General features: G+C 44.9%; 29 protein-coding genes and 1 pseudogene. 18 read left to right on the forward strand and 12 right to left on the reverse strand.

Going from position 1 to position 26,356, the window contains the following annotated elements:
- Positions 1-10 precede the first annotated feature (10 nt).
- The 8 genes from cyoE (at position 11) to B5Z18_RS22450 (ending at position 4,857) form a co-directional block, all read left to right on the forward strand.
- Positions 11-910 (forward strand): heme o synthase, encoded by a 900-nt coding sequence (gene cyoE / locus B5Z18_RS22415; protein WP_079471720.1) that lies wholly within the window; start codon positions 11-13, stop codon positions 908-910.
- Positions 911-935: 25 nt separating this feature from the next.
- Entirely contained in the window at positions 936-1,493 is a 558-nt protein-coding gene (locus B5Z18_RS22420; RefSeq protein WP_235015988.1) for a cytochrome c oxidase subunit 3, read from the forward strand.
- Positions 1,494-1,520: 27 nt separating this feature from the next.
- Entirely contained in the window at positions 1,521-2,195 is a 675-nt protein-coding gene (locus B5Z18_RS22425) for a cytochrome c oxidase subunit 3 (protein WP_079471722.1), read from the forward strand.
- 82 nt (positions 2,196-2,277) lie between these two features.
- Positions 2,278-2,682, forward strand: a complete 405-nt coding sequence (locus tag B5Z18_RS22430; protein WP_079471723.1) for a cytochrome C oxidase subunit IV family protein — start codon at positions 2,278-2,280, stop codon at positions 2,680-2,682.
- A gap of 53 nt (positions 2,683-2,735) precedes the next feature.
- On the forward strand, positions 2,736-3,428 hold the full coding sequence (locus tag B5Z18_RS22435; protein WP_235015989.1) for an SCO family protein: 693 nt from the start codon (positions 2,736-2,738) through the stop codon (positions 3,426-3,428).
- A gap of 78 nt (positions 3,429-3,506) precedes the next feature.
- The gene (locus tag B5Z18_RS22440; protein ID WP_079471725.1) at positions 3,507-4,079 is read left to right on the forward strand and encodes a DUF420 domain-containing protein; all 573 of its coding nucleotides are present in this window, start codon (positions 3,507-3,509) and stop codon (positions 4,077-4,079) included.
- Positions 4,080-4,141: 62 nt separating this feature from the next.
- Positions 4,142-4,357, forward strand: coding sequence for a hypothetical protein (locus B5Z18_RS22445; protein ID WP_079471726.1), 216 nt, complete (start codon positions 4,142-4,144; stop codon positions 4,355-4,357).
- A 26-nt stretch (positions 4,358-4,383) separates the two neighbouring features.
- Positions 4,384-4,857, forward strand: a complete 474-nt coding sequence (locus B5Z18_RS22450; RefSeq protein ID WP_079471727.1) for a GNAT family N-acetyltransferase — start codon at positions 4,384-4,386, stop codon at positions 4,855-4,857.
- 7 nt (positions 4,858-4,864) lie between these two features.
- On the opposite strand, the gene B5Z18_RS22455 is transcribed toward B5Z18_RS22450, so the two are convergent.
- From B5Z18_RS22455 to B5Z18_RS22465, 3 genes are all read right to left on the reverse strand, one after another.
- Positions 4,865-5,473 carry a MarR family winged helix-turn-helix transcriptional regulator gene (locus tag B5Z18_RS22455; RefSeq protein ID WP_079471728.1) on the reverse strand — a complete coding sequence of 203 codons (609 nt, stop codon included), beginning with the start codon at positions 5,471-5,473 and terminating at the stop codon, positions 4,865-4,867.
- A gap of 99 nt (positions 5,474-5,572) precedes the next feature.
- Positions 5,573-5,833 carry a DUF2024 family protein gene (locus B5Z18_RS22460; RefSeq protein WP_079471729.1) on the reverse strand — a complete coding sequence of 87 codons (261 nt, stop codon included), beginning with the start codon at positions 5,831-5,833 and terminating at the stop codon, positions 5,573-5,575.
- Positions 5,834-5,867: 34 nt separating this feature from the next.
- Positions 5,868-6,434 (reverse strand): protoglobin domain-containing protein, encoded by a 567-nt coding sequence (locus B5Z18_RS22465; RefSeq protein ID WP_159454391.1) that lies wholly within the window; start codon positions 6,432-6,434, stop codon positions 5,868-5,870.
- A 196-nt stretch (positions 6,435-6,630) separates the two neighbouring features.
- Between B5Z18_RS22465 and B5Z18_RS22470 the strand changes: the two genes are divergently transcribed.
- Positions 6,631-7,887 (forward strand): chloride channel protein, encoded by a 1,257-nt coding sequence (locus B5Z18_RS22470; protein ID WP_079471731.1) that lies wholly within the window; start codon positions 6,631-6,633, stop codon positions 7,885-7,887.
- Between the two features lie 20 nt (positions 7,888-7,907).
- Here the strand turns inward: B5Z18_RS22470 and B5Z18_RS22475 are convergent, their stop codons facing one another.
- The 4 genes from B5Z18_RS22475 to B5Z18_RS22490 form a co-directional block, all read right to left on the reverse strand.
- On the reverse strand, positions 7,908-8,234 hold the full coding sequence (locus B5Z18_RS22475; protein WP_079471732.1) for a DMT family transporter: 327 nt from the start codon (positions 8,232-8,234) through the stop codon (positions 7,908-7,910).
- 155 nt (positions 8,235-8,389) lie between these two features.
- Positions 8,390-9,055 (reverse strand): DNA alkylation repair protein, encoded by a 666-nt coding sequence (locus B5Z18_RS22480; protein ID WP_079471733.1) that lies wholly within the window; start codon positions 9,053-9,055, stop codon positions 8,390-8,392.
- Between the two features lie 6 nt (positions 9,056-9,061).
- Entirely contained in the window at positions 9,062-9,964 is a 903-nt protein-coding gene (gene meaB / locus B5Z18_RS22485; RefSeq protein WP_079471734.1) for a methylmalonyl Co-A mutase-associated GTPase MeaB, read from the reverse strand.
- Positions 9,965-10,012: 48 nt separating this feature from the next.
- On the reverse strand, positions 10,013-11,059 hold the full coding sequence (locus tag B5Z18_RS22490; RefSeq protein ID WP_079471735.1) for a glycosyltransferase family 4 protein: 1,047 nt from the start codon (positions 11,057-11,059) through the stop codon (positions 10,013-10,015).
- A 171-nt stretch (positions 11,060-11,230) separates the two neighbouring features.
- Between B5Z18_RS22490 and B5Z18_RS22495 the strand changes: the two genes are divergently transcribed.
- From B5Z18_RS22495 to B5Z18_RS22510, 4 genes are all read left to right on the forward strand, one after another.
- Positions 11,231-11,866 (forward strand): LON peptidase substrate-binding domain-containing protein, encoded by a 636-nt coding sequence (locus B5Z18_RS22495; protein WP_079471736.1) that lies wholly within the window; start codon positions 11,231-11,233, stop codon positions 11,864-11,866.
- Positions 11,867-12,036: 170 nt separating this feature from the next.
- Entirely contained in the window at positions 12,037-13,332 is a 1,296-nt protein-coding gene (locus B5Z18_RS22500; protein ID WP_133256123.1) for a BamG family beta-barrel-assembly machinery protein, read from the forward strand.
- Between the two features lie 126 nt (positions 13,333-13,458).
- A complete protein-coding gene (gene lptC / locus B5Z18_RS22505) occupies positions 13,459-14,010 on the forward strand; it encodes an LPS export ABC transporter periplasmic protein LptC (protein ID WP_079471738.1) in 552 nt (183 codons plus the stop codon).
- Positions 14,011-14,310: 300 nt separating this feature from the next.
- The gene (locus B5Z18_RS22510; RefSeq protein WP_079471739.1) at positions 14,311-14,649 is read left to right on the forward strand and encodes a tRNA-binding protein; all 339 of its coding nucleotides are present in this window, start codon (positions 14,311-14,313) and stop codon (positions 14,647-14,649) included.
- Between the two features lie 697 nt (positions 14,650-15,346).
- Here B5Z18_RS22510 and B5Z18_RS22515 read toward each other — a convergent pair.
- A complete protein-coding gene (locus B5Z18_RS22515; protein ID WP_079471740.1) occupies positions 15,347-17,497 on the reverse strand; it encodes a S9 family peptidase in 2,151 nt (716 codons plus the stop codon).
- A 293-nt stretch (positions 17,498-17,790) separates the two neighbouring features.
- On the opposite strand from B5Z18_RS22515, the gene lysS reads away from it, so the two are divergent.
- The 3 genes from lysS (at position 17,791) to B5Z18_RS22530 (ending at position 21,095) form a co-directional block, all read left to right on the forward strand.
- Positions 17,791-19,305: a lysine--tRNA ligase gene (lysS, locus tag B5Z18_RS22520; protein ID WP_079471741.1), complete on the forward strand. Its 1,515-nt coding sequence runs from the start codon at positions 17,791-17,793 to the stop codon at positions 19,303-19,305.
- A gap of 158 nt (positions 19,306-19,463) precedes the next feature.
- Positions 19,464-20,297, forward strand: a complete 834-nt coding sequence (locus B5Z18_RS22525) for a universal stress protein (protein ID WP_079471742.1) — start codon at positions 19,464-19,466, stop codon at positions 20,295-20,297.
- Between the two features lie 39 nt (positions 20,298-20,336).
- A complete protein-coding gene (locus tag B5Z18_RS22530; protein ID WP_079471800.1) occupies positions 20,337-21,095 on the forward strand; it encodes a DUF4197 domain-containing protein in 759 nt (252 codons plus the stop codon).
- Between the two features lie 515 nt (positions 21,096-21,610).
- Here the strand turns inward: B5Z18_RS22530 and B5Z18_RS33050 are convergent.
- Positions 21,611-22,048, reverse strand: a pseudogene (locus tag B5Z18_RS33050) (flavin reductase family protein); the annotation flags it as partial.
- 2 nt (positions 22,049-22,050) lie between these two features.
- Positions 22,051-23,064, reverse strand: a complete 1,014-nt coding sequence (locus tag B5Z18_RS22540) for a fumarylacetoacetate hydrolase family protein (RefSeq protein ID WP_079471744.1) — start codon at positions 23,062-23,064, stop codon at positions 22,051-22,053.
- A 120-nt stretch (positions 23,065-23,184) separates the two neighbouring features.
- On the opposite strand from B5Z18_RS22540, the gene B5Z18_RS22545 reads away from it, so the two are divergent.
- Both B5Z18_RS22545 and B5Z18_RS22550 read left to right on the forward strand, forming a co-directional pair.
- A complete protein-coding gene (locus B5Z18_RS22545) occupies positions 23,185-24,432 on the forward strand; it encodes a serine hydrolase (RefSeq protein ID WP_079471801.1) in 1,248 nt (415 codons plus the stop codon).
- 189 nt (positions 24,433-24,621) lie between these two features.
- The gene (locus B5Z18_RS22550; protein WP_079471745.1) at positions 24,622-25,278 is read left to right on the forward strand and encodes a sterol desaturase family protein; all 657 of its coding nucleotides are present in this window, start codon (positions 24,622-24,624) and stop codon (positions 25,276-25,278) included.
- A gap of 43 nt (positions 25,279-25,321) precedes the next feature.
- Here B5Z18_RS22550 and B5Z18_RS22555 read toward each other — a convergent pair whose 3' ends face one another.
- Both B5Z18_RS22555 and B5Z18_RS32570 read right to left on the reverse strand, forming a co-directional pair.
- Complete coding sequence (locus B5Z18_RS22555; RefSeq protein WP_079471746.1) at positions 25,322-25,666, reverse strand: hypothetical protein; 345 nt, start codon at positions 25,664-25,666, stop codon at positions 25,322-25,324.
- A partial coding sequence (locus B5Z18_RS32570) for a DUF6263 family protein (protein WP_159454392.1) occupies positions 25,666-26,356 on the reverse strand: 691 nt, incomplete at its 5' end. The genes B5Z18_RS32570 and B5Z18_RS22555, both read right to left, overlap by 1 nt.

Raw genomic sequence — 26,356 nt, forward strand, 5'->3', positions numbered from 1 at the left:
TAGAAAAAAAATGTTGCAAGAAAACTCCATAAAATTGTCGTCATCATATGCGGTAGCAAGCAAGGTGAAAGATTACTCTCAGCTAATGAAGTTTAATCTCACCTTTATGGTGGTATTTTCATCTGTGGTTGGTTACCTGCTGGTGCCCGGCGTGGAGTTTAACTTAGTAAAAGTTCTTTTATTATTTGCAGGTGGTTTGCTGGTTTCCGGATCAGCCAATACCATTAACCAGATCTGGGAGAAGAATACAGATAAACTGATGGCGCGCACCGCTGTTCGTCCATTGCCTTCCGGGCGTATGCACGACAACGAGGCGATTGCACTGGCTGTGATAACGGGTATTGCGGGTCTCCTGGTAATGGGGTACTGCTTTAACTGGTTGAGTGCTGCATTGAGCGGAGTGTCTTTGGTGTTATACGGGTTTGTGTACACACCCTGGAAAAAATGGAATTCTCTTGCCGTACTGGTAGGGGCTGTTCCAGGTGCCATGCCTCCCCTGATCGGTTGGGCAGCCGGCGCCAACAACCTGAGCGAAGGTGGCTGGTCGTTGTTTGCTATCCAGTTCCTGTGGCAGTTTCCGCATTTCTGGGCAATTGCCTGGATTGCGTATAAAGACTATACCAGGGCAGGCTTCAAAATGCTGCCGGGCAGCGGAGAGCCCAACAAGTACACCGCCATACAGGCTGCTATGTACACATTGTTGCTGATCCCCGCCGGCGTAGCACCGTACCTCCTGAAGATCACTGGAAGCATTTCTGCTATAGTGGCTATTCTGGCGGGTATTTTCTTCCTTTACAGGGCAATTAACCTGTACAGAAAGAATGATGTTCCTGCAGCAAGAAAGCTCATGTTCGGATCTTATATTTATCTGACAATTGTTCAGCTGGTACAACTGCTGGACAAAGCGTAAAATGAAAAGAGGAGTGATGGATACTATGACATTAGAACAACGTAAGAAAATACATCCGCATAAATATTCCTTATGGATCGCCATGGGTAGTATTACCATGATGTTTATCGGGTTTACGAGTGCTTATATTGTTAAAAGATCCCAGGCAAACTGGCTGGCATTTGAACTGCCGCACATTTTCTGGATATCCACTGCCGTAATTTTAACCAGCAGCTTAACTATACACCTGGCTTTAAAGCAGTTCAGGGAAAGGAATATGCAGCGTTACAAGCAACTGATCACCCTTACAGCATTTTTGGGTGTGGCGTTTGCAGCCTGCCAGTGGATAGGATTTTCACAATTGAAGTCGGTAGGACTACCCCTCAACGGGCCTGTTTCCGCTTCTTTTATTTATGTTATCGTAGGAGTGCACATGCTGCACGTTTTGGGTGGTGTAGTAGCACTGCTCATTATGTTTGGCAGGGCTTACAGAACCCGTGTACGGACCTATAGCGCAGTTCCCATTGAAGTAGCCGCAACATACTGGCATTTCGTGGACGTACTGTGGATTTACCTGTTAATTTTTTTAAGTATCGCCAGATAAACTTTGTAAAATTTTATAAAACAAACAATGGATACAGCAGTTACAGCGAAGAAAAAATGGTGGGCCGGAGGATATTCTCCCTTTAATGTGAGCTATGGTAAGTTGATGATGTGGTACTTCCTGATGTCAGATGCGTTCACATTCGGCGCATTGTTGATTTCATATGGTACCATCCGGTTTTCCAGCCCATCCTGGCCTGATCCGAATGAGGTGTTCCGCTCCTTCCCTGGCATGGGCCATGCCAACTTGCCGTTGGTATTTGTGAGTTTGATGACCTTCATTCTCATCATGAGTTCTGTAACCATGGTACTGGCGGTACATGCCGGTCACATGAGAGATAAAAAAGCAGTGGCCAAATGGATGCTCTGGACCATCGTTGGTGGTATCGCGTTCCTGAGCTGTCAGGCATGGGAATGGACACATCTGTATCACGAAGGCGCATGGTGGGGTCGTAATCCTTTCCTGAACGTTGACGGTACACTGGCATCTACCAACTTTACCAACTTCTTCTTTACCATTACCGGTTTCCACGGTTTACACGTAACTTCCGGTGTGATCCTGAATATCGTTATCCTGGCCAACGTACTGAAAGGTACTTATGAGCACAGAGGTCACTACGAAATGGTAGAAAAAGTAGGTTTATACTGGCACTTTGTAGATCTGGTTTGGGTATTCGTATTCACCTGCTTCTACCTGCTCTGAGCCAAAGGCAAGCAGAATAGTACAAGGTTTGTTGTTGATTATTTGGAATCTGATTTTTAGAATTTATTTAATTTAAATAGTAATGGAGCATACACATACTGAGGCTGGGCATGAAGCTGCACATGTCGATTCATCTACCAAAACAATCTGGAGAACGTTCTGGATCCTGTTGTGTATCACAATGGTGGAAGTAGGTCTGGCCTTTTTACATCTGGAAACAGGTTTCCCCAGCAGGGTATTCCTGAATGCGATCTTCGTTGGCCTCACTGTAGTGAAAGCCTTCTATATCGTTGCTGAATTCATGCACCTGGGTCATGAAATCAAAAACCTGATCCTTACCATATTGATTCCGTTACTGTTATTTGTATGGTTTATCATTGCATTCCTGTACGAAGGTGATTCCTGGAAAAACATGCGGAAAGACCTGAAACCAGGTACTCCAATTGAAACGCCAAAGGCTCCTGCAAAAGAAGGACATCATTATTAATTTCATCATAAACTATCAGGATCATCTCTCGCAGGGCTTTATTAGGAGTGTCGTTGGCTATACTGGTGCCACTTTTGGGTTATCTCATTGTAGATCACTATGGAAAAAATGTGGTGCCTGTACCAGGATACTTCATCCCGGAAAGAGTAGATACGATCTCAGAAAATGGTAAAGTTTCGTACGATACCGTTTTTCATAAGATCAGGGATTTTAAACTGACCAACCAACTTGGAGAAAAGGTGAGTTTGAAAGACATGGAAGGAAAAGTGTTACTGGTTGATTTCTTTTTCACCTCCTGCCCAAGTATCTGTCCTACATTAACAAAAAACCTGAAAAAGGTACAGAGCGCCTACGTAAAGAACGATTCTTTGCTGCAGATCCTCTCCTTTTCAGTAGACCCGGAAAGGGATACGGTAGATAAGCTGCGTAAGTACGCATACGACTACCAGATCAATCCCGACAACTGGTGGCTGCTCACAGGGAGTAAAAAGGAGATCTATGATCTCGCCAGAAATGATTTCTTTGTTTCTGTAACACAGGGAGATGGCGGTCCGGACGACTTTATACATACCGAGAAGCTGGTATTAATCGACAAAAACAGGAATATCCGTGGATATTATAACGGTCTTGATTCCAATGATGTAAAAAGATGCGCAGGCGATATCGCCATATTGCATCTGGCGAAAGACAGACACCGACCGGGTTTTGCGGCCTTCCTAAAAAAACTGTTCTCCGGAGAGAAGTAATAAAAATAATTATAAAGGAAAGGTGAATAAGGAAAGGTTGTTCACCTTTCTTTATTCACCTTTTACATTTTAGTGGATATGGAATTCAAGAACAGAAATCTCAATACGCCTATTACCATCGTGTCGATAGCTATACCCGCGCTGGTTGCGTTATTGTTTGTGTTGCCCAAGCCGGAAATGCATCCTGGTTTTGATATCAGGATACTGCCGCTGTTCCATGCCATCCTCAATACCAGTACCGCTGTTTTACTACTGGCCAGCTTGTATTTTATAAAGAACGGGCATGTAAAAGCCCATAAGATCACCAATTTAATTGCAGTGGGTTTGTCGGCAGTGTTCCTGCTTTCGTATGTTACGTACCATGCACTGGCTACAGAAACCCGTTTTGGCGACCTGGATCATAACGGTATCCTGGATGCCGGCGAAAAAGCGATGCTGGGTGGCATCCGTTATATTTACTACTTCCTGTTACTGACACATATTGTACTGGCCGCCATTATAGTGCCGTTGGTGCTTTTCACGCTGCTACGCGGATTTCAGAATGATATTCCACGCCACCGCAAAATTGCCCGTATTACATGGCCTATCTGGTTTTATGTAGCGGTAACGGGTGTGATTGTTTATATTATGATTTCCCCTTATTACCATTGATAGAATTAAGGAGATTTTTTTAAGACAGATAGCCTAATTTTGTGAGATCAAACAATAATACTATGAAGAAGACAGGTTTGTTTTTACTGACAGTGTTTTTGACGGTGATGAGCGGATCAGTAATGGCGCAATGTTCCCTGTGTACTAAAACGGCTCAGCAGCTGGGCGAAGGCCCGGCAAAAGGTTTGAACAATGGTATTCTGATGCTGGCTTTAACGCCCCTGGCCATTATTGGTTTCCTGGCTTTCCGGTGGTGGAGAAGTAATAAAGAAGCCTGACAATTTTCGTATAACCCAAAATAACTATGATTACCTACAGAAAGGCGGATATAACGGATATCCCGCAGTTAGTGCATTTGCGGCTGCAGTTTCTGAAAGAAATTTACCCTAAGTCTGATAACTCCCAGGATGCCGTGTTGAAGGATCAGCTCAGGGTCTACTTAACAGAACATCTCTCTAAAGATAATTTTGTAAACTGGTTTGCTGACGCAGAAGGCGAGGTAGTGGCCAGCGCAGGCATCGTTTTTTACAACCAGCCTCCACTGTACCACAACCTCGAAGGCAAAGTGGCCTATATTCTGAACGTATACACGCTTCCTGCCTTCCGCCGGAAAGGTATTGCAAAAACGTTGATGCAAAAGATCCTCGACGAAGCCAGAGAGCGTAATACCGGAAAGGTGAGCTTACATACCAGTAAAGAAGGCCGTTTATTATATGAACAGTTCGGGTTTGTGGCCGGTGATAATGAAATGACCTGCCAGTTGCCCCGTATTCAATAAATAGCAGCTACTCTTCGCGGAGCTGAAAAACGGGACATTCCATTCTTAAGCCACCGTTGTTCAAAGAGATCTTCAGTTTGTTACAGTGATAACCTTTCTTTTCGTTGAGGTGCTCACAGTTAAAGCACATGGGCTGCGTGGAAATAATTTCCTGTTGATTAAGCTGGTAAATCAGCTGCATCAGCTGTTCCAGCAGTCCGGCCTGATCTTTCAATGGCAGTTGTGCTACCGTTGCCTGTAAAGGATCCGCAAATTGCTCTACTTTTCTGGCAACTGCCTTTCCCTCTTTTACCAGGTGTAAGGTGTGGCTGCGGGTGTCTGTAGGGCTTGCCTTACGCGTCAGGTAGTTCTTCTGTTCCAGTGATTTTACTGCATCGCTGATGGTGGCTTTGGTCATGTTGAAGTACGATGCCAATGTTGTTACAGTACGTTTTTCTTCCGGGTAGTGCAGTAAAAAGGTAAGTACCTGGATTTGTATGGGACTAAGTCCATACTGAGTTGCTTCCTGCCATAATAATACGCGGAAGGCTTCTGATAATCGCTCCAGGGAGGCCACTACTTTACTAGGTGTGTTTTCTGCCTGCTGTGCAGGGCTGAATGTGGAAACTTTCCCCATATATTCTTGCTGTCCTTATAGTTAATGTGGCAAGGTACAATATAAATATATGGCGTGAAATAGCATATTAGTGACATTCCTGCGTGAATCCGGCTTTTTTTAGTGACATCCCTCCAATTCATGGATATAATACCCTTTTTGCCGGATATGGGTTTCCCAGCGGGGTATAATTTCGGTGATATGACAAAAACGGCAGTCTTTCCGGGAAACAATTAACCCCTCCCCCCTTTTGGATTGGAGATAAGTATTCCCATAAATCAGTACATCATCAAATGAGGTCTCCTTTGTAACTATGATGTCGAAATGCAGATATCCTCCATCTTTTTTCTTAACATAAGTGTCGAAGACAGCAACTTGCATTGGAATACTTTTGATGCTAACGTAAATGGTTATACTAAAAAGGGAGTTGTCGGGGTTGAGGGTATACCCATAACAATACACTAAAACTAATTGCTTTGAACCATGCCTGCTGCATGCGCTCTACCTCCGCGGCAGAGTGCCCGTGTTTGCTTAAATAGGGTCTGCCGGCTTCTGAAACAGGATATATAAAAGAAGACAGGTAGCGTAAGTATATCATGGGCAACGGGTCCATATCATGCTCCGCCGCGGGCCTGAGTTGCAGCTGTGCCGCAATCCGTTCTTCAAACTGCCACCACGGATTTCCTTCCTGGCGGCTGCATAAATCAGCTATCCATTTACGGAATTGCGGGCGGAGCGATAGCAGGTATTGCATATCGGGAGCGCCATCCCTGGTGAAATAGGTAGCGAGATAGTTATTCTTTAAAATGGTATCATACCAGCTGGTCAGAATGTCTTCTGTATGTGGGGCCAGGATGTTTCCTGCCATCACCAGGTATTGCTCGTCCTCATGGGTAAACAACAACATCCTTTTTAGTCTGACCAGTGTTTGCGCATCCAGTGAGGGTTGGGGGTTATCAGCGCCAGCTGTGCCTTGATGCATAGCGTCATTCATACAGTTTAAATTTTGGTTTCCTTCACGGATTGGTTATTACAAATATAATAAGGTTACCTAACTAAAACAATAATATAATGACGTATATTCCTATACGTTAGCTATTAAATATATTATTAAAAAATTATTTGTGATTCTACAATGAACTATATAGCTTTGATAATCTGGTTGATAATATCCTTTCATGATTAATAAGCTATACGCAATAACAAAAAACGGTTGGCCGCCGGTAGCGGCAGCTGTACATATACCTGCGGATGTACCCGGCAAACGGGCATCGCGCACGTTGTATCTTTCCGTTGCAGCCATACTGGCGGCGGCAGCAGGCACTGTTGCCGCATGGGCCATTAGCGTTATCATCCATGCAGTTACTTCACTGGCTTATTATGGAGAAATGAGCACTGCTTCCACCGGTATTGAAAATACAGAACAGGGATGGTGGATCATTGGTATTCCGGTAGCAGGCGCACTGTTACTCGTTGCCATTGCCCGTTACACCTCTCCCCTGCTTCGCGCAATGGGATTAACCGTGGCCATTGGCGCCGGTAATCCGCTGGGGATAGAAAATGCCGCGATGTTATTTAACGGAGGCTTAGGAGCTTGGATCGGTAAACTATTCCGTTGTACAAACGACGAATGCCGGATCCTTTTTACAGCCGGCGTGTGCAGCACATTAGGCAGTCTCTTTGGCGCGCCGGTAGCGGCGGTATTCCTTGCCCTGGAAGTGTTTCTGGCGGAATGGACGCCTGGCAATATATTACCGGTTGCAGCGGCGGCCGCCACCGCTGCTGCAGGGAGTTATCTGTATCGTGGTACCAGCCCTGTACTGAGCTTCACCCCCCTGCCGGCTATGAATGCAAAAGCAGTAGCAGGTTATATGATAGTAGCTTTACTGGTGGGGTTATGGGCGAGACTAAGTATAGTATTGTATCGTCTTGTTGAGAAATGGTTCGGAAAACTAACTAAATACAATACATGGTATCTTTTACTGGCGGCATTGCTGACAGGCATCATCGGCTATATTTCCCCGCGGATACTGGGTACCGGCGAAGGTTATATCCGTGACCTGCTGGAGGCACATGTTACGTTAGCCATCCTTTTTGCGCTGGCCTTTCTGAAATGGATCGCCTGGCTTTTCTTTTCGGGCGCCAATAAAACCGGCAGCGGCATTATTCCATTGCTGGTCATAGGAGGCGCTATGGGTTTGTTGATTGGCGCACCGCTGCAAATGGCTTTTCCTTCTTTAATGATCAACGCCGGAGTAGTGGTAATAGTGGGCATGGGCGCCATGCTGGCGGGTACAACCCGTGCGGTGTTAACGGCTATTATATTACTGCTGGAAATGACCCATGATATCAATGTGGCTCTTCCTGCAATATTGGCCTGCATACTGGCTTATGGCATTGCCATCTTCAAAAGTAAAAAAGCGCAAAACGATTAACCGCTCTGCGCTTTTTTATTTTATTCGTGTCCCGAAACAAACTTCAACCCTACAATAGATCCTATTAGTAGCATCAGGAAAAAGATACGCAACATAGCGGCAGGTTCTTTAAAAAAGATCATACCGGCAATAGCAGTACCGGCAGCGCCAATGCCCGTCCATACTGCATAAGAAGTACCTATAGGAAGACCGCCATTAATGGCTTTATTCAAAAAGAAAAAGCTCAGACAGATACACACCGCAAAGCTGACGGAAGGCCACAACCTGGAAAAATTTTCGGAATACTTTAATGAAATAGTAAAGCCTATTTCAAACAGCCCGCCAATGACAAGGAATAACCAAGGCATAATTACTGAATTTAGAAAGTAAGAAAAAAATATTGGAAATGAATGGGTATAAAACGCCCGCTCCCTGTGGATCAGAGACCGTAATTAAACACTGCGTAAGCGATAGATATGCCGAAAGAAGTAAAACGCATGCGGCAAAGGTAGCAAAAAATTATCTAAACAATTCTGCGAAGCGCCTCACGCCTGCTGAGTGGTGCGAGTGTATGGCCATCAACAAATTTGCGTACACTGTTGGGATTTGTTTTAGCATATTCCCGCAAAGCCCAGCCAATGGCTTTCTGGATAAAAAATTCTTTGGAGTGGGCGCATTGTTTTACATAATGGTATAACAGCTGCTCGTTGGTATGTTGCTTGTATGCGTTCTGGTGTATAATGGCTGCACGTTGCAACCACATATTTTCACTGCTGACCCATTGGTTGGTAATAGCCGGCGATGCTTCGTGAAACTTTTTCAGCCACGGACCCGCGAGGCATGATACTATAGCGTCCACGCTGTCCCACCACGATTTATGAACAATCATGTATTCAAAGAGATGGATATCTTCTGCTCTCCATTCTTTGTTTAACAGTTGCATAAAATCTATAGCAGCATACTGATATTCACGTTCCGGTTTTTTCCATAATGCTTTTACCAGGGTCGGCATTTCGCCAATGGCAGGCAATCCATATTCTGCTTTTAATCCTTTGTTGATAAGGCGGCGCTCCGGCGCAGTAATGCCCAGGTATTCAAACTGGTCGCGCATGTATGCTTTCATAGCAACGGCATTGGCCGGATTGGCCGCCACCAGATATGCATCCGTGATCAGGTTAAGATAGCGCATGTATCCTTAGCTTTTAGTGCCGATATAACGGTAAAGGTTAAACGTTTTTTGTTGCAGCAGTTGCTGTATTTCCTGTTGAAGAATTTGCTTGGAGATATCTTTCATACGCCTGTGCTGTATCAGTTGCCAGGCTTTTTCTGCCAGTAGCAGAACATGTTTTTGTTGCTGATGGGAGATGATGGCATGATGTTTTTCAATGGCTTCAATAACTTCGTGTATGCCTGACTGTTGGGTAGCCACCGATTTGATCACTGGTATTTCCCAGTCGCCACGATGCTTACTATGCGCAAGCAGCCGTAAATTTTTCACAAAGGCATCTGCATTATCCCGGTCTGCTTTGTTCACAATAAAAATATCTGCGATTTCCATTAACCCGGCTTTCATGGTTTGTATTTCGTCGCCGGCTTCCGGAACTACTACCACAACCGTTGTATCTGCCACGCCGGCTATTTCCACTTCACTTTGGCCCACGCCTACGGTTTCTATAAAGAGGTAGTCGAATGCGGCTGCTTTAATCAGGTCGCTTACTTCTATAATTTTAGGGCTTAATCCGCCGAGGGCACCTCTGCTGGCCATAGAGCGGATAAACACGCGCGGGTGGTTGAAGTGTTGGCTCATCCTGATCCGGTCGCCCAGCAGGGCGCCGAAGTTGAAAGGAGAAGAAGGATCCACGGCTATGATAGCCACGCTTTTATCCTGTTCCAGTAATTGAGTGATGAGTGCATTTACAAGGGTGCTTTTACCTGCACCGGGTGGACCGGTGATGCCCACCACCTTGGTATGGTCATTCACAGGTATTTGTTCCAGCAGCTGTTCATATCCTGTTGCTTCGTTTTCAACAAGGGAAATGCAACGGGCCAGTGATTTGATATTTCCGTTTAAGAGTCCGGGTATATGCTGCTGGTACATTTTACTGTTTACAGAATTTAAAGAACAAAAATAAGCGGTATTCCCTGTTTACGCGATCAATGACCGGTAAATATTGAGGTATTGTTCCCCTATTTCCTCCCATCTGAAGCTGTCGGCGTGCTTTTTAAGGGCAGCCATTGGTTGGGTGGCTTCGTAATGGGCCATCCCTTTATTGAAAACATCCTGCATGTAGGCAGGGTCAAAATTTTCGAAGTAATAGGCAAGGTCGCCGCCAATTTCGGGTAGGCTGGTTTTGTCTGAAAGAAATACCGGTTTCCCGTAGTGCATGGCCTCTATTACAGGAATGCCAAAGCCTTCTGCGATAGACGGGAAAACAAAAGCGGCGCAATTACTGAAATACCAGTATTTGCTTTTTTCATCTATGGGGCCGATGATTTTAACCCGGTCCAGAACGCCATAGGCGGCTGCTTCCTGCAGGATCTGTTTTTGATAGGTGGTATTCGCATTCCCGGCTATAATCAATTCATAATCAGTGTCTTTTAACAACCGCGGAATGACATGAAAATTTTTCTTTGGTAAGATGGTACCAATTGTAAAAAGAAACGGCCGGGAAGGGCGGTAAAGCGGTTCATTAAATGATGGGAATGATTTTACATCACAGCCATTATAAATAACGCTCAGGGGGGTGTCTCCTATTTCAAGATGCTGCAAAACATCTTCTTTTACATAATTTGAAATAGTAATAAGATGATCGGCTTTGTTGATCATCCGCTGTACTTTTGCCAGCTGGCCCGATATTTTATGTTTGTAATTAGGCTTGTATAAGAAATTGAGATCATGTATAGTTAATACCCGTTTGATATCAGGTGAAGCAGGGATATAGTCGGATAACTGGTAGGTGGTATGCCAGAGCTGAATGTCTTTTGAATAGGGCATCCACAGTTTATGCCATGCTTTTTGTTTGTAATGTGGGTGGTTTGAAAAAAGTGTTTCCTTGTAGGAGGGCAGGTAGAAGTACAACTCCTCAGGAGGAGAGATCAGCTTTGTTAATGTTTGGCCAAGTTCACTGCAATAAGTATATAGACCGTTATTCGGATATTTCATTCTTTCACAGTCTATCACAAATCTTGGCATGTTAATCAGTTTGAATAATTGTCAGGTATATATTTATATATAACTAAATGCTTAAGCGAAGATATTACAACTTTTTACGAAAAAGCGATAATTATCTTTCGGCCATTTCCAGATAAATTTATCTTCCTGGCGTATATTGGTCGTCAGTCCGATGGCGAATAATTAATACAGATGACGAATTTTATCTCCATATTTCCGCTTGGAATTGTAGTGTATCCGGGAGAGCAGTTAAATCTGCATGTTTTTGAGCCCCGGTACAAGCAATTAATTGCAGCCTGTTTGGCCGAGCAAAAGCCATTTGGTATTCCAGTTGTAATAAATAAAAAAATTATGGAATATGGAACACTCGTCCAAATAAAAAAGGTAGAAAAAATATATGAGAGCGGGGAAATGGACATAATTACCGTCGGAGACAGTGTTTTTCGCATTTTGGAGCATGTTTCCGAGATCCCGGAGAAATTGTACGCCGGCGCCATTGTAAATTATCCGGAGAATAATGAAGCCGGCAATAACCGGTTACTGCAGGAGGTATTGCATGGTGTCCGGGAGTTGCATGCTATTCTCCAGATCCATAAATCGTTTAAGAAAGAAGACAGTCAGCTCAGTTCCTACGATCTGGCGCACCATGCCGGGCTATCGCTCGATGAGGAATATGAAATGCTTCATCTTTTCTACGAAGCGCAGCGACTGGAGTACCTGAAGCGCCATTTACACAAGGTAATTCCCATGATGGCGGAGATGGAAAGGCTGAAAGAGCGGGTTTTATTAAATGGTCACTTCAGGAACTTATCTGCCGACAATTTATAATTTTTATGAAGATGCCCGTCTGACTTGCTTTTCAGGGCATCAAGACCGCAACTTTAACGTGCATTTAACAGGTGGTTTTTTGGATTTTTTTGCTTCCCGCCTTAAAAAGTAGATATTTGCAGACCCATATTTTCACTGGAATAAGGGCTTAAACTCAATTCTGATACTAAATGCATTGGACAAAAGTCAGTATTCTTTGCCTGCTTGGAAGTTTTTTTCTATTGGCAAATAAGGCTATCGCACAGGACAACTCACCATACTCCCGCTACGGATTAGGAGATCTGCATAATAACCAGAACACGGTAAACCGTGGAATGGGAGGCGTTTCTCAGGCTTATAGTGATCCGCAATCAGTCAACTTTATTAATCCGGCCAGCTACTCCAGCCTGCTGCTCACCACATTTGACGTGGGAGTGGAAGGCGGCGCCCGCTCTATTAACGACAAGGGATCAAAATTTAGTTCCGGATTCGGTACCCTCTCTTACCTGCAGCTGGGTATTCCGCTGATTACCAACAAATGGGGCTTGAATCTGGGGCTGCGCCCGGTAACAAGGGTATCCTATAACATCCAGGAATCAGGTAACGGTACTTTCTTTGACACACTGAGGGTTCCACTGACCAGCAAATACGAAGGCAGCGGCGGTCTTTACCAGCTATATGCCGGTACTGGTGTGCGTTTTGGCCACTTCAGCGTTGGGGTAAACCTGGGTTATCTTTTTGGCAACATCGAAAACAATACCCGCCTCACCTTCCCGGATCCTACCATGTATGCTTCCCACCGTATGTTCCGTACTACCTACAACAGCTTTTTTTATAAAGTGGGTGTACAGTACAGGGCTAAGCTGAAATCGGATATGGACCTGACCTTTGGCGCCTCCGGAAGTTTGAAGCAGAACATGAATGCCCGCCAGGAAATACTTAATGAAACCGTGCAGTTTGATGCATCTTCCAATAACTACGTTACACAGGATACCGTTAAGTATACAAAAGGCGACAGGGGAACTGTGGTATTTCCGCAGGAATTTGGCGCAGGTATCATGCTCCGTAAATTTGATAAATGGATGATCGGGGTAGACTTTAATTCCAGCCAGTGGGAGAATTATAAAAATTTCGGTAACAAAGATTCCCTGCAGAATTCCTGGAAGCTGGCTGTCGGCGGCCAGTTTGTACCCAATGCAACTGCACTCAGCGGTTACTGGAACCGGGTAGCGTATCGCCTGGGTGGTTACTACGGAAAAGACTACCTCCAGCTTCAAGGTGTGAATATGCCTACTTTGGGCTTCACAGTAGGTGCTGGTTTGCCCGTGCGCCGCATGCCTTACTCCAACCAGTACAGTATGATCAACCTGGCGTTTGAAGTAGCTCACCGCGGTAACAACGAAACCGTACTGAAAGAAAACATTTACCGTATATCACTGGGCTTTACCCTGAGTGATAAATGGTTTATCAAACGTAAATACGAATAACTTTTTTGCACATATACATGCAGCGGAGATATAAGCTAAGTTTAAATACGGACTACGCTTATATCTCCGCTTCGTTTTAAAGGAAGCTGAAAGCGAATTCCTATCTTTGAAGTATTATCCATTCAAATGATTAAAAGAGCCATTTTATTTTTTATAATAGCCATTGCCGTTAGTAGCTGCGAAAACGATATTGATGCCGTGATGGAACTGGATTCCAAAAAAGCAGCCACGGAAAACGGGCAGGATATCGTGATCATATTCAGCCAGGGCGGAAAGGTAAATGCAAAATTAATGGGCCCCACTATGGAGCGTGGTTTGGATAAGCCAACCTATGTGGCCTTTAATAACGGGCTGAAAGTGTTTATGTATAATGATAGCCTGGGGCTGGAAAGTACGCTATCGGCCAAGAAGGGAAAATTTATGGAAGATGACGGAGACGTATTCCTGTCAGATAGCGTGATTGTAATTAATAAGAAGGGAGAGCGGCTGGATACCAAAGAACTGAACTGGGATCCCAAGAGAAAGATCTTCTACTCTACAAAAGAAGTGTTTATTAAAACGCCTACCGACTCGTTGCATGGATGGGGACTGGAAGCTAACCAGGACTTCAGCGAAAAGAAAATACTAAAGGTTAGTGGTCCTATTACTGTCCAGGACAGCACCGCCGCCCTTAACTGATATCACTAACGTGAATATATACACGAAAGAACCCCACCTCTGCAGGTGGGGTTCTTTCGCTTTAACCTATTTTTTAACCTAAAATTTGGGATAAAAAAGTCAATAATTATGCCAGTTTGCCGGGTTTGGTGCATTGTTTACTACCGTTCATAACATTTGAATGCAATCATTGTTATGTAGTCATCTTATGATACCAAAAGCTCAAAATAATGGAATACAGACGACTGCCCTTGTGCAAAGCTTTGTTTTAAACTTGCTAACAACAACCGGGATGGCTATATTGGCCGAAAAAATTAGCGCATGGAAACTATCAGCTGGCCCGATTTTGAAAAAGTTGAAATGAGAGTAGGCACTATCCTGGAAGTAAACGATTTTCCCAAAGCCCGTAATCCTTCTTATCAGTTGGTAATAGATTTTGGCCCGGAAACCGGAATCAGGAAATCGTCTGCCCAGATTACCCGTCTTTACCGGAAAGAGGACCTGGTTGGAAAGCAAATTGTGGCGGTGGTGAATTTTCCGCCAAAGCAAATCGCAAACTTTATGTCGGAATGCCTCGTTTTGGGTGCAGTGGGCGATAACAAGGAAATAGTGTTACTTCAGCCGGATATGAAAGTGGTCAACGGGCAACGTATAGCTTAATTGGATTTATAAATAAACCCGGAAAATACTTCTTATATCTTATTATCATGTAGTAATAGATATTTAAATTATATAATTCTAAATTTTAATAATATTATTATTAAAATAATATAATAAGACGTTATCCATTATCATCAGTTTACGAACAATAATACATCGTTCACGGAAATGAAACCTATTACTAAAATCGGCAGTATATCTTTGTTCTAGGTTTTTCATAGGATATGGTTAAAATTATTACAAGGGCGGTATTCTTACCAGCCCTTTTTTTTTGCTTTTTACCCACCAGACCCGGAAAAAGGGTAAAATAACTGTTTAAACACCTACTTGAGCTGATAATCAATTTATTGTGGGATTTTACTCGCATACCAGCTTATCATGAAGTGTTTTTTGCCCTCATACGTTCACCTTCACTTTTGATACGTTTACCGGATAAAATATATCATTCACTAGAATGGCCATCGCAGTATGATAAAAATCGGCCACCTTTGGTATAGGTTTTTCAATAAAGATATGGTTAAAATTTTTCGGGGCTGTAGTCTTGCAGCCCTGTTTCTTTTTTCTGAAGTCCTATTTTTCCCTCTGCCTTCTCTTCTCCGGTAATTTTCCAAAACTCATTAACAACATTACGGCTTGACAAACAGATACAAGCGTATATCTGTATGTCAAGCCGTAATGCTTTTTTATAGTGTTGTACTTACTTACTGAACAGTGCAGGATAAGGTTTATCCAGCAGGTTATTATAAATAAACCGGTAAGATTCACCGGAAGAATGCACACTTTTTAAGCCACCCCATCCGTGACGTTCGCCCGGATACAGCATAAATTCAAAATGCTTATTAAGATTTTCCAGTTTATCGATCAGCTGGATGCAGTTCTGCATGTGCACGTTATCGTCCATTGTACCATGTACTATACGGATCAGTCCTTTATATTTATCGGCGTAGGTCATTACTGAGGTAACCTTGTAACCTTCGGGATTCTCAGCCGGGGTATCCATATAGCGTTCGGTATAGTGGCTGTCGTACAGCTGCCAGTCGGTTACCGCGTAGTTAGCCATGCCATAGTTAAATACATCGGCGCCATAGGTGAGGGCCATGCAGGTCATGTAACCGCCAAAACTGCCGCCGGTCATACATATTTTGCTACTATCGGCCCAGGGCTGGGAACGGAGCCATATAGCGGCGTCCATATAATCCTCTATTTCATGTTTACCCAGCTGGCGGTGAATATAGTTCATGCCCATTTTGCCGAGCTGTCCGCTGCTGCGGTTATCAATAGCCACCTGGATTACACCTTCCTGTGCCCACCACTGTTGTACATTACCATATTTCCAGGTATCATAAACGGTACCGGCGTTAGGGCCGCCATAAATGCTGATCAGAATTGGGTATTTCTTACCAGGTTCCATATGCAGCGGCATGGTAATAGTGAGTGGAAGTTCCAGTCCGTCGCGGGTTTTGTATGTTTTCAGCGTTGTTTGGGCGAGGTTGTAATCGTTAAAATTTTCTCCTTTGCTGTCGCCAAGTTCCCGCACCGGTTTACCATTATTGTCCAGCAGGGCCATTTTTGAGGGCGTTTGCAGGTTGGAATAAGTAGTAATAAAGTATTTACCTCCAGGCGCCAGTTTGATCACATTATTATAGTTACCGTTGGTTAAACGGGTAAGTGCACCGGTTTTCATGCTCACCTTATACAGGTCGAAACGGGTAGACGCTTCTTTACGGGCGGTGAAGTATACCAGCTGATTCTTATCGTCTATCTGCAGAACTTCTTTCACGGTCCAGTTGCCGGAGGTCAGTTGTTTTTTCAGGGAACCATCCATATTATGGAGGTAGAGGTGCGACCAACCGGTTTTATCGCTTTGCAGCAGGAAACCGTGATTGTTTTGCACAAAAGGAACGGCATCGAACCAATCGATCCAGGTTTTTTGTTTTTCATCATAGATTTCCTTTTTGACGCCGCTTTGCGGGTTGATGCTGTATATTTTCAGGTTGTCCTGTCCGCGGTTCATCCATTGCATCCACAGTTGCTGGCTATCGTCGGTCCAGAAGGGCGTACCAAAATACTGGTCGTCGTTTTCGTTGAAATCAGCCCAAACGGTGGCGCCGCCGGTAACGGGTACCACGCCTACTTTCACAGCTGGGTTGGGATCGCCGGCTTTAGGATAGCGGGTGTTTTCCAGGTATCCGTGCTGGCCTTTCTCGCTATAGATAGGGAATACGGGCACTTTGGTATCGTCAAAGTGCATGTAGGCGATCTGCCTGCTGTTGGGACTCCACCAGAAAGCGCGGTAATGCGTAGGCCGGCCCAGGATTTCTTCATAATATACCCAGGATGCCCAACCATTATATATTACATCGGAACCATCGGTAGTGTAGCGGGTTTCTTTTTTGGTAGCTACTTCCACGCTGTAGAGGTCATTGTTGCGGGTAAATGCCACATATTTCCCATCCGGCGAAAGGGTTGGATTTTTTTCTTCTGCAGCGTCGTTGGTCAACCGCACGGCGTTGCCATCAGCCGCTTTATAGAACACATCTTTTTCGCGTACTTCTACACTGGGGCCGTCTACCGGTGCTGTGTAAATGGTGGCTTTGCCGGTGCGCGCATCTACAGACCATGCCTGCATACGGCCATTAGCCGCATCAGGGCGCATTTCCAGGTAATGCTCTCCATCAGCCCAGTCGCGGATGGCCGGTAATGGTTTGGTGATATGGGTTGCTTTGCCTTTAAAAGCCTGTTCATAGGTAAGGTCCTGCTTTTGCTGGGCCTTTAAACAGGGGGCAGTCAGCAGCAGTAAGCCTACACCGCTGATAGTGGTTGGTTTTAACCATTGTTCGCTTCTCATCATTTGTAAGATATCAGGTGGTTGTTTTGTTGTCGTTAGCGGACGAAAATAAGCATAACTGAAAAATAGCGCTCACAATTTACACAAACGGGCATACCCCGCAAACCGGCAACAGGTCAAATACCACCAGATATGAAAGATTTCCCCGCGACGGTTAATTGGGGCTGTAAATAGCAGTGGAAGCGGTTATCTTTAGTCTGGTTTTCATAGGATATGGTCAAAAAATAAGAGGGCTGTAGTCTTACAGCCCTTTTTACTATTTTTGCACTCCATTAGTGCAATTAAATTACTACATGACACAATTATCTGAGCAAGAGATTATACGCCGGGAAAAATTACAGGAACTGCATAACCTAGGTATAGACCCCTACCCTGCAGCTGAATACCCGGTTAATGATACTTCCGTAAACATAAAAGCCAATTATTCGGAAGAAACAAAGGAACAATTCCAGGAAGTATGCCTGGCAGGCCGTATTATGAGCGTTCGTGATATGGGTAAGGCGGCATTTGCCGTTATCCAGGACAGCGTAGGCCGTATCCAGGTATATATCCGCCGGGACGACATCTGCCCCGGGGAAGATAAATCCATGTACGATACCGTATTCAAGAAACTGCTGGATATCAGCGACTTTATAGGTGTAAAAGGCTACGCCTTTATCACCAAAACCGGTGAAACCTCCATCCATGCAAAGGAAATCACCATTCTGTCCAAATCACTGCGTCCCCTGCCGGTAGTAAAGGCTAAAGAAGGGGAAGTATTTGATGAGGTAACCGATCCGGAATTCAAATACCGTCAGCGTTACGTGGACCTGGTGATTAACCCCGAAGTAAAAGAGGTGTTCATCAAGCGTACCCGGATGATGCAAACGATCCGCGACTTCTATAATAACCTGGGTTACCTGGAAGTGGAAACGCCAATCCTGCAACCTATCCCCGGCGGTGCTACTGCCCGTCCGTTTGTTACGCACCACAATGCGCTGGATATGCCACTCTATCTTCGTATAGCCAATGAGTTATACCTGAAACGCCTCATCGTAGGCGGTTTTGAAGGGGTGTACGAGTTTGCAAAAGATTTCCGCAACGAAGGAATGGACCGTACCCATAACCCGGAATTTACGGTAATGGAAATGTACGCTGCCTACAAGGACTACGAGTGGATGATGCGCACCACAGAATCGCTGCTGGAGAAAATTGCCCTCACCTTACATGGCACCACCATTGTACAGGTAGGCGACAAAACCATTGATTTTAAAGCGCCATTCCGCCGGGTGTCTATGTATGAAGCCATACAGGAACATACCGGTTTGGATATTGCCGCTATGGATGAAGCACAGCTGCGCGACGCATGTAAGCAACTGGGTATCCACGTGGACGCCAAGTTCGGCAAAGCCAAACTGATAGATGAGATCTTTGGTGAAAAATGCGAAGGCAATTATATCCAGCCTACTTTCATCACCGATTATCCGGTAGAAATGAGCCCGCTCACCAAGAAGCACCGCAGCAAAGCCGGTTTGGTAGAACGTTTTGAGCTGATGGTAAACGGTAAGGAAATTGCCAATGCCTACAGTGAGCTGAATGATCCTATTGATCAGCGCGAACGTTTTGAAGAACAGGTGAAACTGATGGAACGCGGCGATGATGAAGCCATGTACATCGACTACGATTTCTTACGCGCCCTGGAATATGGTATGCCACCTACCTCCGGTATCGGTATCGGTATCGACCGCTTAACCATGCTGATGACAAACCAGCCATCTATCCAGGATGTACTCTTCTTCCCGCAGATGAAGCCGGAACAACAGAAATAAAATCATCTTAATAAAAATAAAAAGGCGGATGGCTATGGTCATCCGCCTTTTTGTTTTATACAATGTAAATGTGGCATTAAATTTTCATAAAGCGTTCATATACCAATGCACATCGTTAACTTTAAGTAGTGCTTATTAGTATCTTAAAATTAGCCCATATGAAAACAATTTTAGTACCTACTGATTTTTCTGATACCGCTTATAATGCCGCTACCTACGCTATTGCCCTGGGAAACAGTTTAGGGGCTACCCGCATTGTATTGTACCACGCATATGAGCTGATTGTACCTATCCCCGATGTACCTACCATGATTCCAATGGTAAATCCGGATGATCTGAGAGATGCCAGCCTTGAAGGTCTGGAGAAAATGAAAGCGGAGCTGACGCCCCTCATCCAGGAAGGCACTACGCTGCTGACTCGTGCAGACAACACTTTGCTGGCCGCCACTATTGAGGATGTATGTAAAAATGAAGAAGTGGACCTGATTGTAATGGGCATTACCGGTGGCAGTAAACTGGAAGAAGTACTGGTTGGCTCCAATACAATTGATGTAGTGAAAAATACAAGCTACCCGGTGCTGATCGTTCCCGGGTCTGCAAAATATAAACCCATAGAAAAGATTGTTTTTGCAGCGGATCTGCGGAAGGTGGCGGAAACCACCCCGGTAGAACCACTAAAGAAACTATTACATATTTTTAATGCAGAACTGCATGTAATCAATATAGATCATGAAAGCAGGCATTTCAGCACTGATACACCTTTTGAAACACTGATGCTGGATACCCTGCTAGAAGATTTCCACCCGGAGTACCATTTCATCGATAATCCCAATGTAGTAGCGGGAATTGTGGAATTTTCCGAAGAGAATAAAGCAGATCTTATTCTTACAATTCCCAAAAAACACGGATTATTTGAAAGTATCTTCAAGCGCAGCCGTACTTCAAAACTGGCGTATCAGACCCATATACCACTGTTGACTTTACACGAATAATTTATACTTTTGAAAGATATTAATATTTATAATAACACTATGCTTAAACGTTCATTATTGGTACTGCTGGGCTTTTTTAGTCTGCAGGCAACCCAGGCCCAATTCCTGAAGAAGCTGGGTAAACAGCTGGAAACCGCCACAAACAAGAGTAGCAGCACAAGTACCGGTAGTGGTACTTCCCTCGCCGGGTTAACTGAATCTGATGCAGGTTCCGGTATTAAGGAAGCTTTGGCTAAAGGGGTGGCTGCCGGTATTGCAAAGCTGAATAAAAAAGATGGTTTCTTTGGAAGTGATGTATATAAGTTATTACTGCCGGAAGATGCGGTGAAAATTGGTAACACCTTACGGGCAATTGGTTTGGGTAGCCAGGTAGATAAGGCCATCCTGCAAATTAACCGTTCCGCGGAAAAAGCAGTGGGTTATGCCGCTCCTATCTTCGTAGGCGCCATCAAACAAATGACCCTCACCGACGCAGTGAACCTGGTGAAAGGTGGAAACACATCTGCCACCGATTTCTTTAAAAGCAAAACAACCGATTCGCTGAAAACCGCGTTCATGCCGGTGATCAAGAAATCGCTCGACAGCACCAGCGCTACCCGTTATTATGCGGATATCGTAAATAATTATAACAAGCTGCCTACTACCTTCAATAAAGTAAACCCTGATTTACAGGACTACGTAACCACAATGGCCGTAAATGCTTTATTTGACCAGATAGCAAAAGAGGAACTGGCCATCCGCGCCAATCCTGCAGCCAGAACTACCGACCTGCTGAAGAAGGTATTTGGTGCAAAATAATATTACTGATAAAAAAGGAAAGGGGCAGAGATCATCATCTCTGCCCCTTTCCTTTTTTATTTTGCGGCTTAATAGCTGCCGGCCAGTAATACCTGCCATGCTGCAGCTACTTTGCCTTCGTCCAGTAATTTCTTTGCATAGTAGTGCAGTTCTTTTTCCATTTCATCCGGTGTTATGCTGTAATACTGGATAATATTTTTGAGATGATCATCATTAAAGGTGGCATCCACAAAAGGAACTTCATGAACATTGCCCAGTTGCCCCAGGTTGTTACCGGTAAGGATACGGCTATTCCGGATGGCCAACGGTAACGCATCTACGCCGATACCCAGTTTGGTATTGGGTTTGGCTACCTCGAACACGGCATCGCCGGAGGCGCGGCAATAATAGTCGCCGCCCATACGGGCTACAAGGTCTATTTTGTGCGGGTCTATTTTGCCGTTGATATCCAGTATGTTTTCGTTGATGTGCAGCATTACCGGTTCGCAGATCACCAGGTTGCCGGCGCCGCCGCCCTGCCCTGTTTCAATGATCTCTCTTACAATACACTCCATTTGTACCGGGCTTTCTTTTACCCGGAACGGCCGTACTTTTTCAGATTTCAACGGGGTGAAGCCGGCTTTTTCAAATTCATTTACACCAGCGGGATATTCGCAGCTAGATAGAGATGCCTGCTGCACCATATCATAGCTTACCATGTTGATCACCACTTCTTTGGTGGCGTATACATTTTCCAGTGTATGCTTTACCGTATTATCGCGTACACGCCGCGACGGCGAAAAGATCAGTGTAGGAGGATTGGAGCCAAACACATTAAAGAAGCTGAAGGGCGACAGGTTTGGCTGGCCATCAGCATCAATTGTACTGGCAAAGCAAATGGGGCGGGGTGATACCGCACCCAGGAGGTAAGCATGCAGCTCACTTGTTTTTACCTGTGATGGATCTATCTGCATGGTTATGCTTTTTTCTTAAGGGCCAGCAGGGAGAAGTCTGTATCTTCTTTTACAATAGTATTGGATAAGGTACCTAAGCCGGTTACTTCCATTTCCACTACATCGCCGGGTTGCAGCCATTGTTCGGTGTAGTCGGGATCATTCAGTTTGCCGGTACCGTTCAGTTCCAGGAAGCAGCCGGTGCCTACGGTGCCGCTGCCAATAATATCGCCGGGCAGGATATTTACGCCATAGGCGCAGCGTTCCACAATTTCAGCAAAGGTCCAGTCCATATCGCCCATATTGCCTTCGCTTACAGGGATACCGTTTACCTTGCAGGTCATTTTCAGGTTGAAGTTATTGCCGGTATGTCCGTCTTTCGCGGGCACTTTCAGTGGTTCCAGTTCGTCGGCAGTAACCAGCATGGGGCCTACTACGGTGCTGAAATCCTTGCCTTTGGCGGGACCCAGGTTAAGCAGCATTTCTTCCATCTGGAGGGTGCGTGCACTCATGTCGTTCATGATCATGTATCCGCCGATATAATCGTCTGCTTCCGCGGCGGTGATGTTACGGCCTGCCTTACAGATTACGATGGCCACTTCCAGTTCAAAATCCAGTTTTTCGAAATGATCGGGCATACATACAATTTCGCCGGGGCCCTGGATAGCGTTATGATTGGTAAAATAGAAAATCGGGTATTGGTCGAACTCCGGGATCATGGGCACCTTGCGGTTGCGGCGTGCCGCGGCAACGTGCTGCCGGAAAGCATATCCGTCCCTGCAGGAAGTGGGAAAAGGTACGGGCGACAGCAGTTGTACGCTGTTTACGGGAATACCGATAGCAGAGCTGGGGTTTTTGCCTTCTTTCAGCAAGGCGTCTGCACGTTTGGTGATGTCTATCACATCTTCCCACATCATCAGGAACATGCCCATATTGTTAGGCAGATCCGGGTACAGTTCCTGCGTATTGTATAGCAGTCCGTCCACCAGGATGGCCAGTTGATCTGTTTCTTCTCTTAAATAACTTACTAGTTTCATGGTTTGGTAATTGTTCTGGTTGTATGAAGGATCAAATATAAGAATGGCGGTTAAAAGCGTTGGCTATTTTTTTGTGTGCTGCCGGCGAATTACTTTATATTTATAAACAGAACCACCGATATGCGTTGCTGTTTGCTGCTACTCCTGATGTATGGCCAAATATTCGTTGTGCAGGCACAACCCCGCACAGATACGCTGCTGAAAAACCTGCTGGACCGTGAGGCGCCTCCGGCTCTCCGGCATGTACTGCAATACCCTGATTCGTTCCGCTGCCAGCTTATTTATACGCAAATTGACCGGGATGCCCATAACAGACCTCATTTTAAGAGCTATTACCTGGAAGTGGATGGCAATAAATATTTCAATCCTGCCAGTACGGTGAAGCTGCCCATTGCTTTGCTGGCGCTGGAAAAGATGCATGAATTGCGGGCCCCCGGCCTTCACAGGAATACGCCTATGCTTACGGATAGCGCCTGGCAGGGGCAGGTGACCGTGCACACAGATAGTTCTGCCAGTAATTTGTTGCCATCGGTGGAGCACTATATCAAAAAAATATTCCTTGTCAGCGATAACGATGCCTATAACCGGTTGTATGAATTTGTAGGTCAGCAAACCATTCACGAAAAGTTATGGGCAAAAGGGTATAAAGATGTACGTATTGTGCGCCGGTTTATGCCGCTTACCGAAGAAGAAAACCGCCACACCAACCCTGTGCGTTTTGTGGATAACGGGAAGCTGGTATACGAACAGCCGGCTGCATATGATACCCTGACCTTTGATTACAGCCGGAAGGTAACGCTGGGGCATGGTTACCTGGATAAGAACGACAGGCTGGTATTAATGCCAATGGACTTTACCAAACATAACAACCTGCCGCTTACAGATTTACAACAGATGCTGCAGTCGGTGTTATTTCCTGCCAGTGTGCCGGCATCACAGCGGTTTGATATTTCGGAAGATGATTACCGTTTTTTATATCGTTATATGTCGCAATATCCGTCCGAAACTTTATGGCCGAAGTACGACACTGCGGAGTATTACGACAGTTTTACAAAATTCTTTTTTTTCAAGGCCGGTAAAAAGAACATTCCGCCGTATATACGTGTATTTAATAAAGCTGGCTGGTCTTACGGTTTCCTTACTGATGTGGCCTATATCGTTGATTTTAAGAACCAGGTGGAGTTTATGCTTACGGGCAATATTTATGTAAACAGGGACGGTATTTTGAATGATGATAAATACGAATATGAGGAGGATGGACACCCCTTTTTTAAAGAGGTGGGGGAAATAATTTACAGGTATGAATTACAACGCAGGCGGAAGCATAAACCTGACCTGCATAATTTTAAGATAAACTATAAAGATTGACAGAGGGGATAAATATTATTTATAGCCTTATAGAGTAATATAGTGAGCGAAATAATGCATGAACGTTGTATTTTTGCGTTCGATAACGACAGTCATCTTCAAAATGCGCATCATTTTTGAGACGGCTGCCAGGGTAGATAAGGAAGGTTTTATTCATATCCCGTAACTGCACTCTAAAATTTGGGAGTTATGAAGTTTGAAAAGATTAAGAACAAAGGACAGGCAAGATTATTTGAGAGCCAGTATCTTGAGATGCTTACCAAAACGCATCCATTGGTGATCTGGGGGCTATATTTGCCCATTATTGGCTACATGCTTTACTATAGCCACAATACCCTCGGCTTTACACCCGGTTCAGTAGCAGGTATATTCGTTGGGGCCATGTTATTCTGGTCGTTTTTTGAGTATATCATGCACCGGTTTTTGTTTCACTTTGCGAGCGACAGCCCCAGGGTGCAACGCTTTATTTATGTAATGCATGGTAACCACCATGAGTACCCGAGAGACAAGCAGCGTTTATTTATGCCTCCGGTGCCAAGCCTGATACTCGCGTCCGCCATTTTTGGTGTGCAATATATCTTCCTGCGTGAAATCACATTTATGTTTTTCCCCGGCTTTATCCTGGGGTACCTGATCTATGGCAGCATGCACTACGCCATTCATGCGTGGAACCCGCCTTTACGGTTTATGAAGCCGTTGTGGCGTAACCATCACCTCCATCATTATAAGAGTGAGGACAAAGGTTTTGGCGTAAGTTCTTCCGTATGGGATCACGTATTCGGAACTTTCTTTGACCTGGAAAAGGAAAAGGAAGACAAGGAAAAAGTGAAGGAGCTGACATTTTAAATTAAAGAAGAAGGGGTGATGCTTAGCATCACCCCTTCTTCTTTTACCATCTTTCTTCATCATCGGGCAAGTCGTTTTGTTTGTATGTGGCCCGGGAAGTTATCTTTTGCAGTTGTCTTTCTATAATGAGTGCAGCAATGGGCTTGTAAGGGTCTTCCCCTGTAGCGGCGGCATCTTCCAGTATTCCTTTTACTTTTTTTTCCGCTACATCTGTGCGGTAAAGCAGGAATATAAACCGGGAGAAGTTTTCGCTGATCAGTTGCTGCAGTTTCTCCGCCAGTATTTCTTCCAGTAGTTCATAGCTAACATTCACGGGTACACTTATTTCGAAGTTGTCCCGCGTCCAGGCCGCTGTTTCCTGGAGATATTGCGCTGGCTGTGCGGTCATTATTTCATTTGTTTTATCTTGTAGGAGGCGTTGGTAACTACTTTCACCGGTACTTTCAGGTCGTGTTTTATACGTTTTGCTTTATCGGCTTTGTAGGTGTAGTTACCAGACATATCGGTATTTTGTACACAGATGCTGGGTAAGCCGCTGCTGCGGTTAATCAGGTAATTGGAAGAGGTGGTACCGCTGATTTCCGCGGTAGCTTTGATGCCATCATCCAGGGTGAGCATCTGTACTTTATCGGTATTGATTTTTGAAGTGCCGCCGATCTTTGCGGTTTGTGTGTCCCATGTCTGCAGGTTCCAGTAGAGGTCTATCCGGCCTATCAGGCCACCGCGCAGCGGAACATTTTCCTCCCATTGTGTGCCGGTTTTAATACCATGTGCAGGATACATGATCAGCAGTTGTTCCAGCCAGCTCTGGAAAGCATCTGTTCCGAACTGGTCTTTCATCAGTTTCCTGTAGGCTTCCTGTTCATCTTTTTTAAGGGTGCTGAAAGCGCCGGCGGCATTGTCCAGGATAGTTTCCAGTCCGTCTACCTTATTGATGATCCCGGTGGTTTGTATTTCCACGGTAAAGGGTTGGTCCAGCACTTTTTTCAGTCCTGCCTGGAAGGGTTCTTCCTGTTTGGTGACCTTTGCATCTACAAAGATGTTCTGATTTTTAGCGTTGAAATTGAATTTCAGATCT

This window comes from Chitinophaga ginsengisegetis, from assembly GCF_900168065.1.
Taxonomy (GTDB): Bacteria; Bacteroidota; Bacteroidia; order Chitinophagales; family Chitinophagaceae; genus Chitinophaga; species Chitinophaga ginsengisegetis.

Excerpts from the sequence above, each read along its gene's own strand:
- B5Z18_RS22515 (WP_079471740.1), bottom strand. The coding sequence starts at position 17,497 with ATGAGAAGCGAACAATGGTTAAAACCAACCACTATCAGCGGTGTAGGC.
- B5Z18_RS22470 (WP_079471731.1), top strand. The coding sequence starts at position 6,631 with ATGATTAATAAGCTATACGCAATAACAAAAAACGGTTGGCCGCCGGTA.
- B5Z18_RS22530 (WP_079471800.1), top strand. The coding sequence starts at position 20,337 with ATGCTTAAACGTTCATTATTGGTACTGCTGGGCTTTTTTAGTCTGCAG.
- B5Z18_RS22460 (WP_079471729.1), bottom strand. The coding sequence starts at position 5,833 with ATGCAAGTTGCTGTCTTCGACACTTATGTTAAGAAAAAAGATGGAGGA.
- B5Z18_RS22555 (WP_079471746.1), bottom strand. The coding sequence starts at position 25,666 with ATGACCGCACAGCCAGCGCAATATCTCCAGGAAACAGCGGCCTGGACG.
- B5Z18_RS22440 (WP_079471725.1), top strand. The coding sequence starts at position 3,507 with ATGGAATTCAAGAACAGAAATCTCAATACGCCTATTACCATCGTGTCG.
- B5Z18_RS22430 (WP_079471723.1), top strand. The coding sequence starts at position 2,278 with ATGGAGCATACACATACTGAGGCTGGGCATGAAGCTGCACATGTCGAT.
- cyoE (WP_079471720.1), top strand. The coding sequence starts at position 11 with ATGTTGCAAGAAAACTCCATAAAATTGTCGTCATCATATGCGGTAGCA.
- B5Z18_RS22540 (WP_079471744.1), bottom strand. The coding sequence starts at position 23,064 with ATGAAACTAGTAAGTTATTTAAGAGAAGAAACAGATCAACTGGCCATC.
- B5Z18_RS22500 (WP_133256123.1), top strand. The coding sequence starts at position 12,037 with ATGCATTGGACAAAAGTCAGTATTCTTTGCCTGCTTGGAAGTTTTTTT.
- lptC (WP_079471738.1), top strand. The coding sequence starts at position 13,459 with ATGATTAAAAGAGCCATTTTATTTTTTATAATAGCCATTGCCGTTAGT.
- lysS (WP_079471741.1), top strand. The coding sequence starts at position 17,791 with ATGACACAATTATCTGAGCAAGAGATTATACGCCGGGAAAAATTACAG.
- B5Z18_RS22420 (WP_235015988.1), top strand. The coding sequence starts at position 936 with ATGACATTAGAACAACGTAAGAAAATACATCCGCATAAATATTCCTTA.
- B5Z18_RS22510 (WP_079471739.1), top strand. The coding sequence starts at position 14,311 with ATGGAAACTATCAGCTGGCCCGATTTTGAAAAAGTTGAAATGAGAGTA.
- B5Z18_RS22550 (WP_079471745.1), top strand. The coding sequence starts at position 24,622 with ATGAAGTTTGAAAAGATTAAGAACAAAGGACAGGCAAGATTATTTGAG.
- B5Z18_RS22445 (WP_079471726.1), top strand. The coding sequence starts at position 4,142 with ATGAAGAAGACAGGTTTGTTTTTACTGACAGTGTTTTTGACGGTGATG.
- meaB (WP_079471734.1), bottom strand. The coding sequence starts at position 9,964 with ATGTACCAGCAGCATATACCCGGACTCTTAAACGGAAATATCAAATCA.
- B5Z18_RS22480 (WP_079471733.1), bottom strand. The coding sequence starts at position 9,055 with ATGCGCTATCTTAACCTGATCACGGATGCATATCTGGTGGCGGCCAAT.
- B5Z18_RS22450 (WP_079471727.1), top strand. The coding sequence starts at position 4,384 with ATGATTACCTACAGAAAGGCGGATATAACGGATATCCCGCAGTTAGTG.
- B5Z18_RS22455 (WP_079471728.1), bottom strand. The coding sequence starts at position 5,473 with ATGGGGAAAGTTTCCACATTCAGCCCTGCACAGCAGGCAGAAAACACA.
- B5Z18_RS22425 (WP_079471722.1), top strand. The coding sequence starts at position 1,521 with ATGGATACAGCAGTTACAGCGAAGAAAAAATGGTGGGCCGGAGGATAT.
- B5Z18_RS22545 (WP_079471801.1), top strand. The coding sequence starts at position 23,185 with ATGCGTTGCTGTTTGCTGCTACTCCTGATGTATGGCCAAATATTCGTT.
- B5Z18_RS22475 (WP_079471732.1), bottom strand. The coding sequence starts at position 8,234 with ATGCCTTGGTTATTCCTTGTCATTGGCGGGCTGTTTGAAATAGGCTTT.
- B5Z18_RS22525 (WP_079471742.1), top strand. The coding sequence starts at position 19,464 with ATGAAAACAATTTTAGTACCTACTGATTTTTCTGATACCGCTTATAAT.
- B5Z18_RS22495 (WP_079471736.1), top strand. The coding sequence starts at position 11,231 with ATGACGAATTTTATCTCCATATTTCCGCTTGGAATTGTAGTGTATCCG.
- B5Z18_RS22490 (WP_079471735.1), bottom strand. The coding sequence starts at position 11,059 with ATGCCAAGATTTGTGATAGACTGTGAAAGAATGAAATATCCGAATAAC.
- B5Z18_RS22465 (WP_159454391.1), bottom strand. The coding sequence starts at position 6,434 with ATGCATCAAGGCACAGCTGGCGCTGATAACCCCCAACCCTCACTGGAT.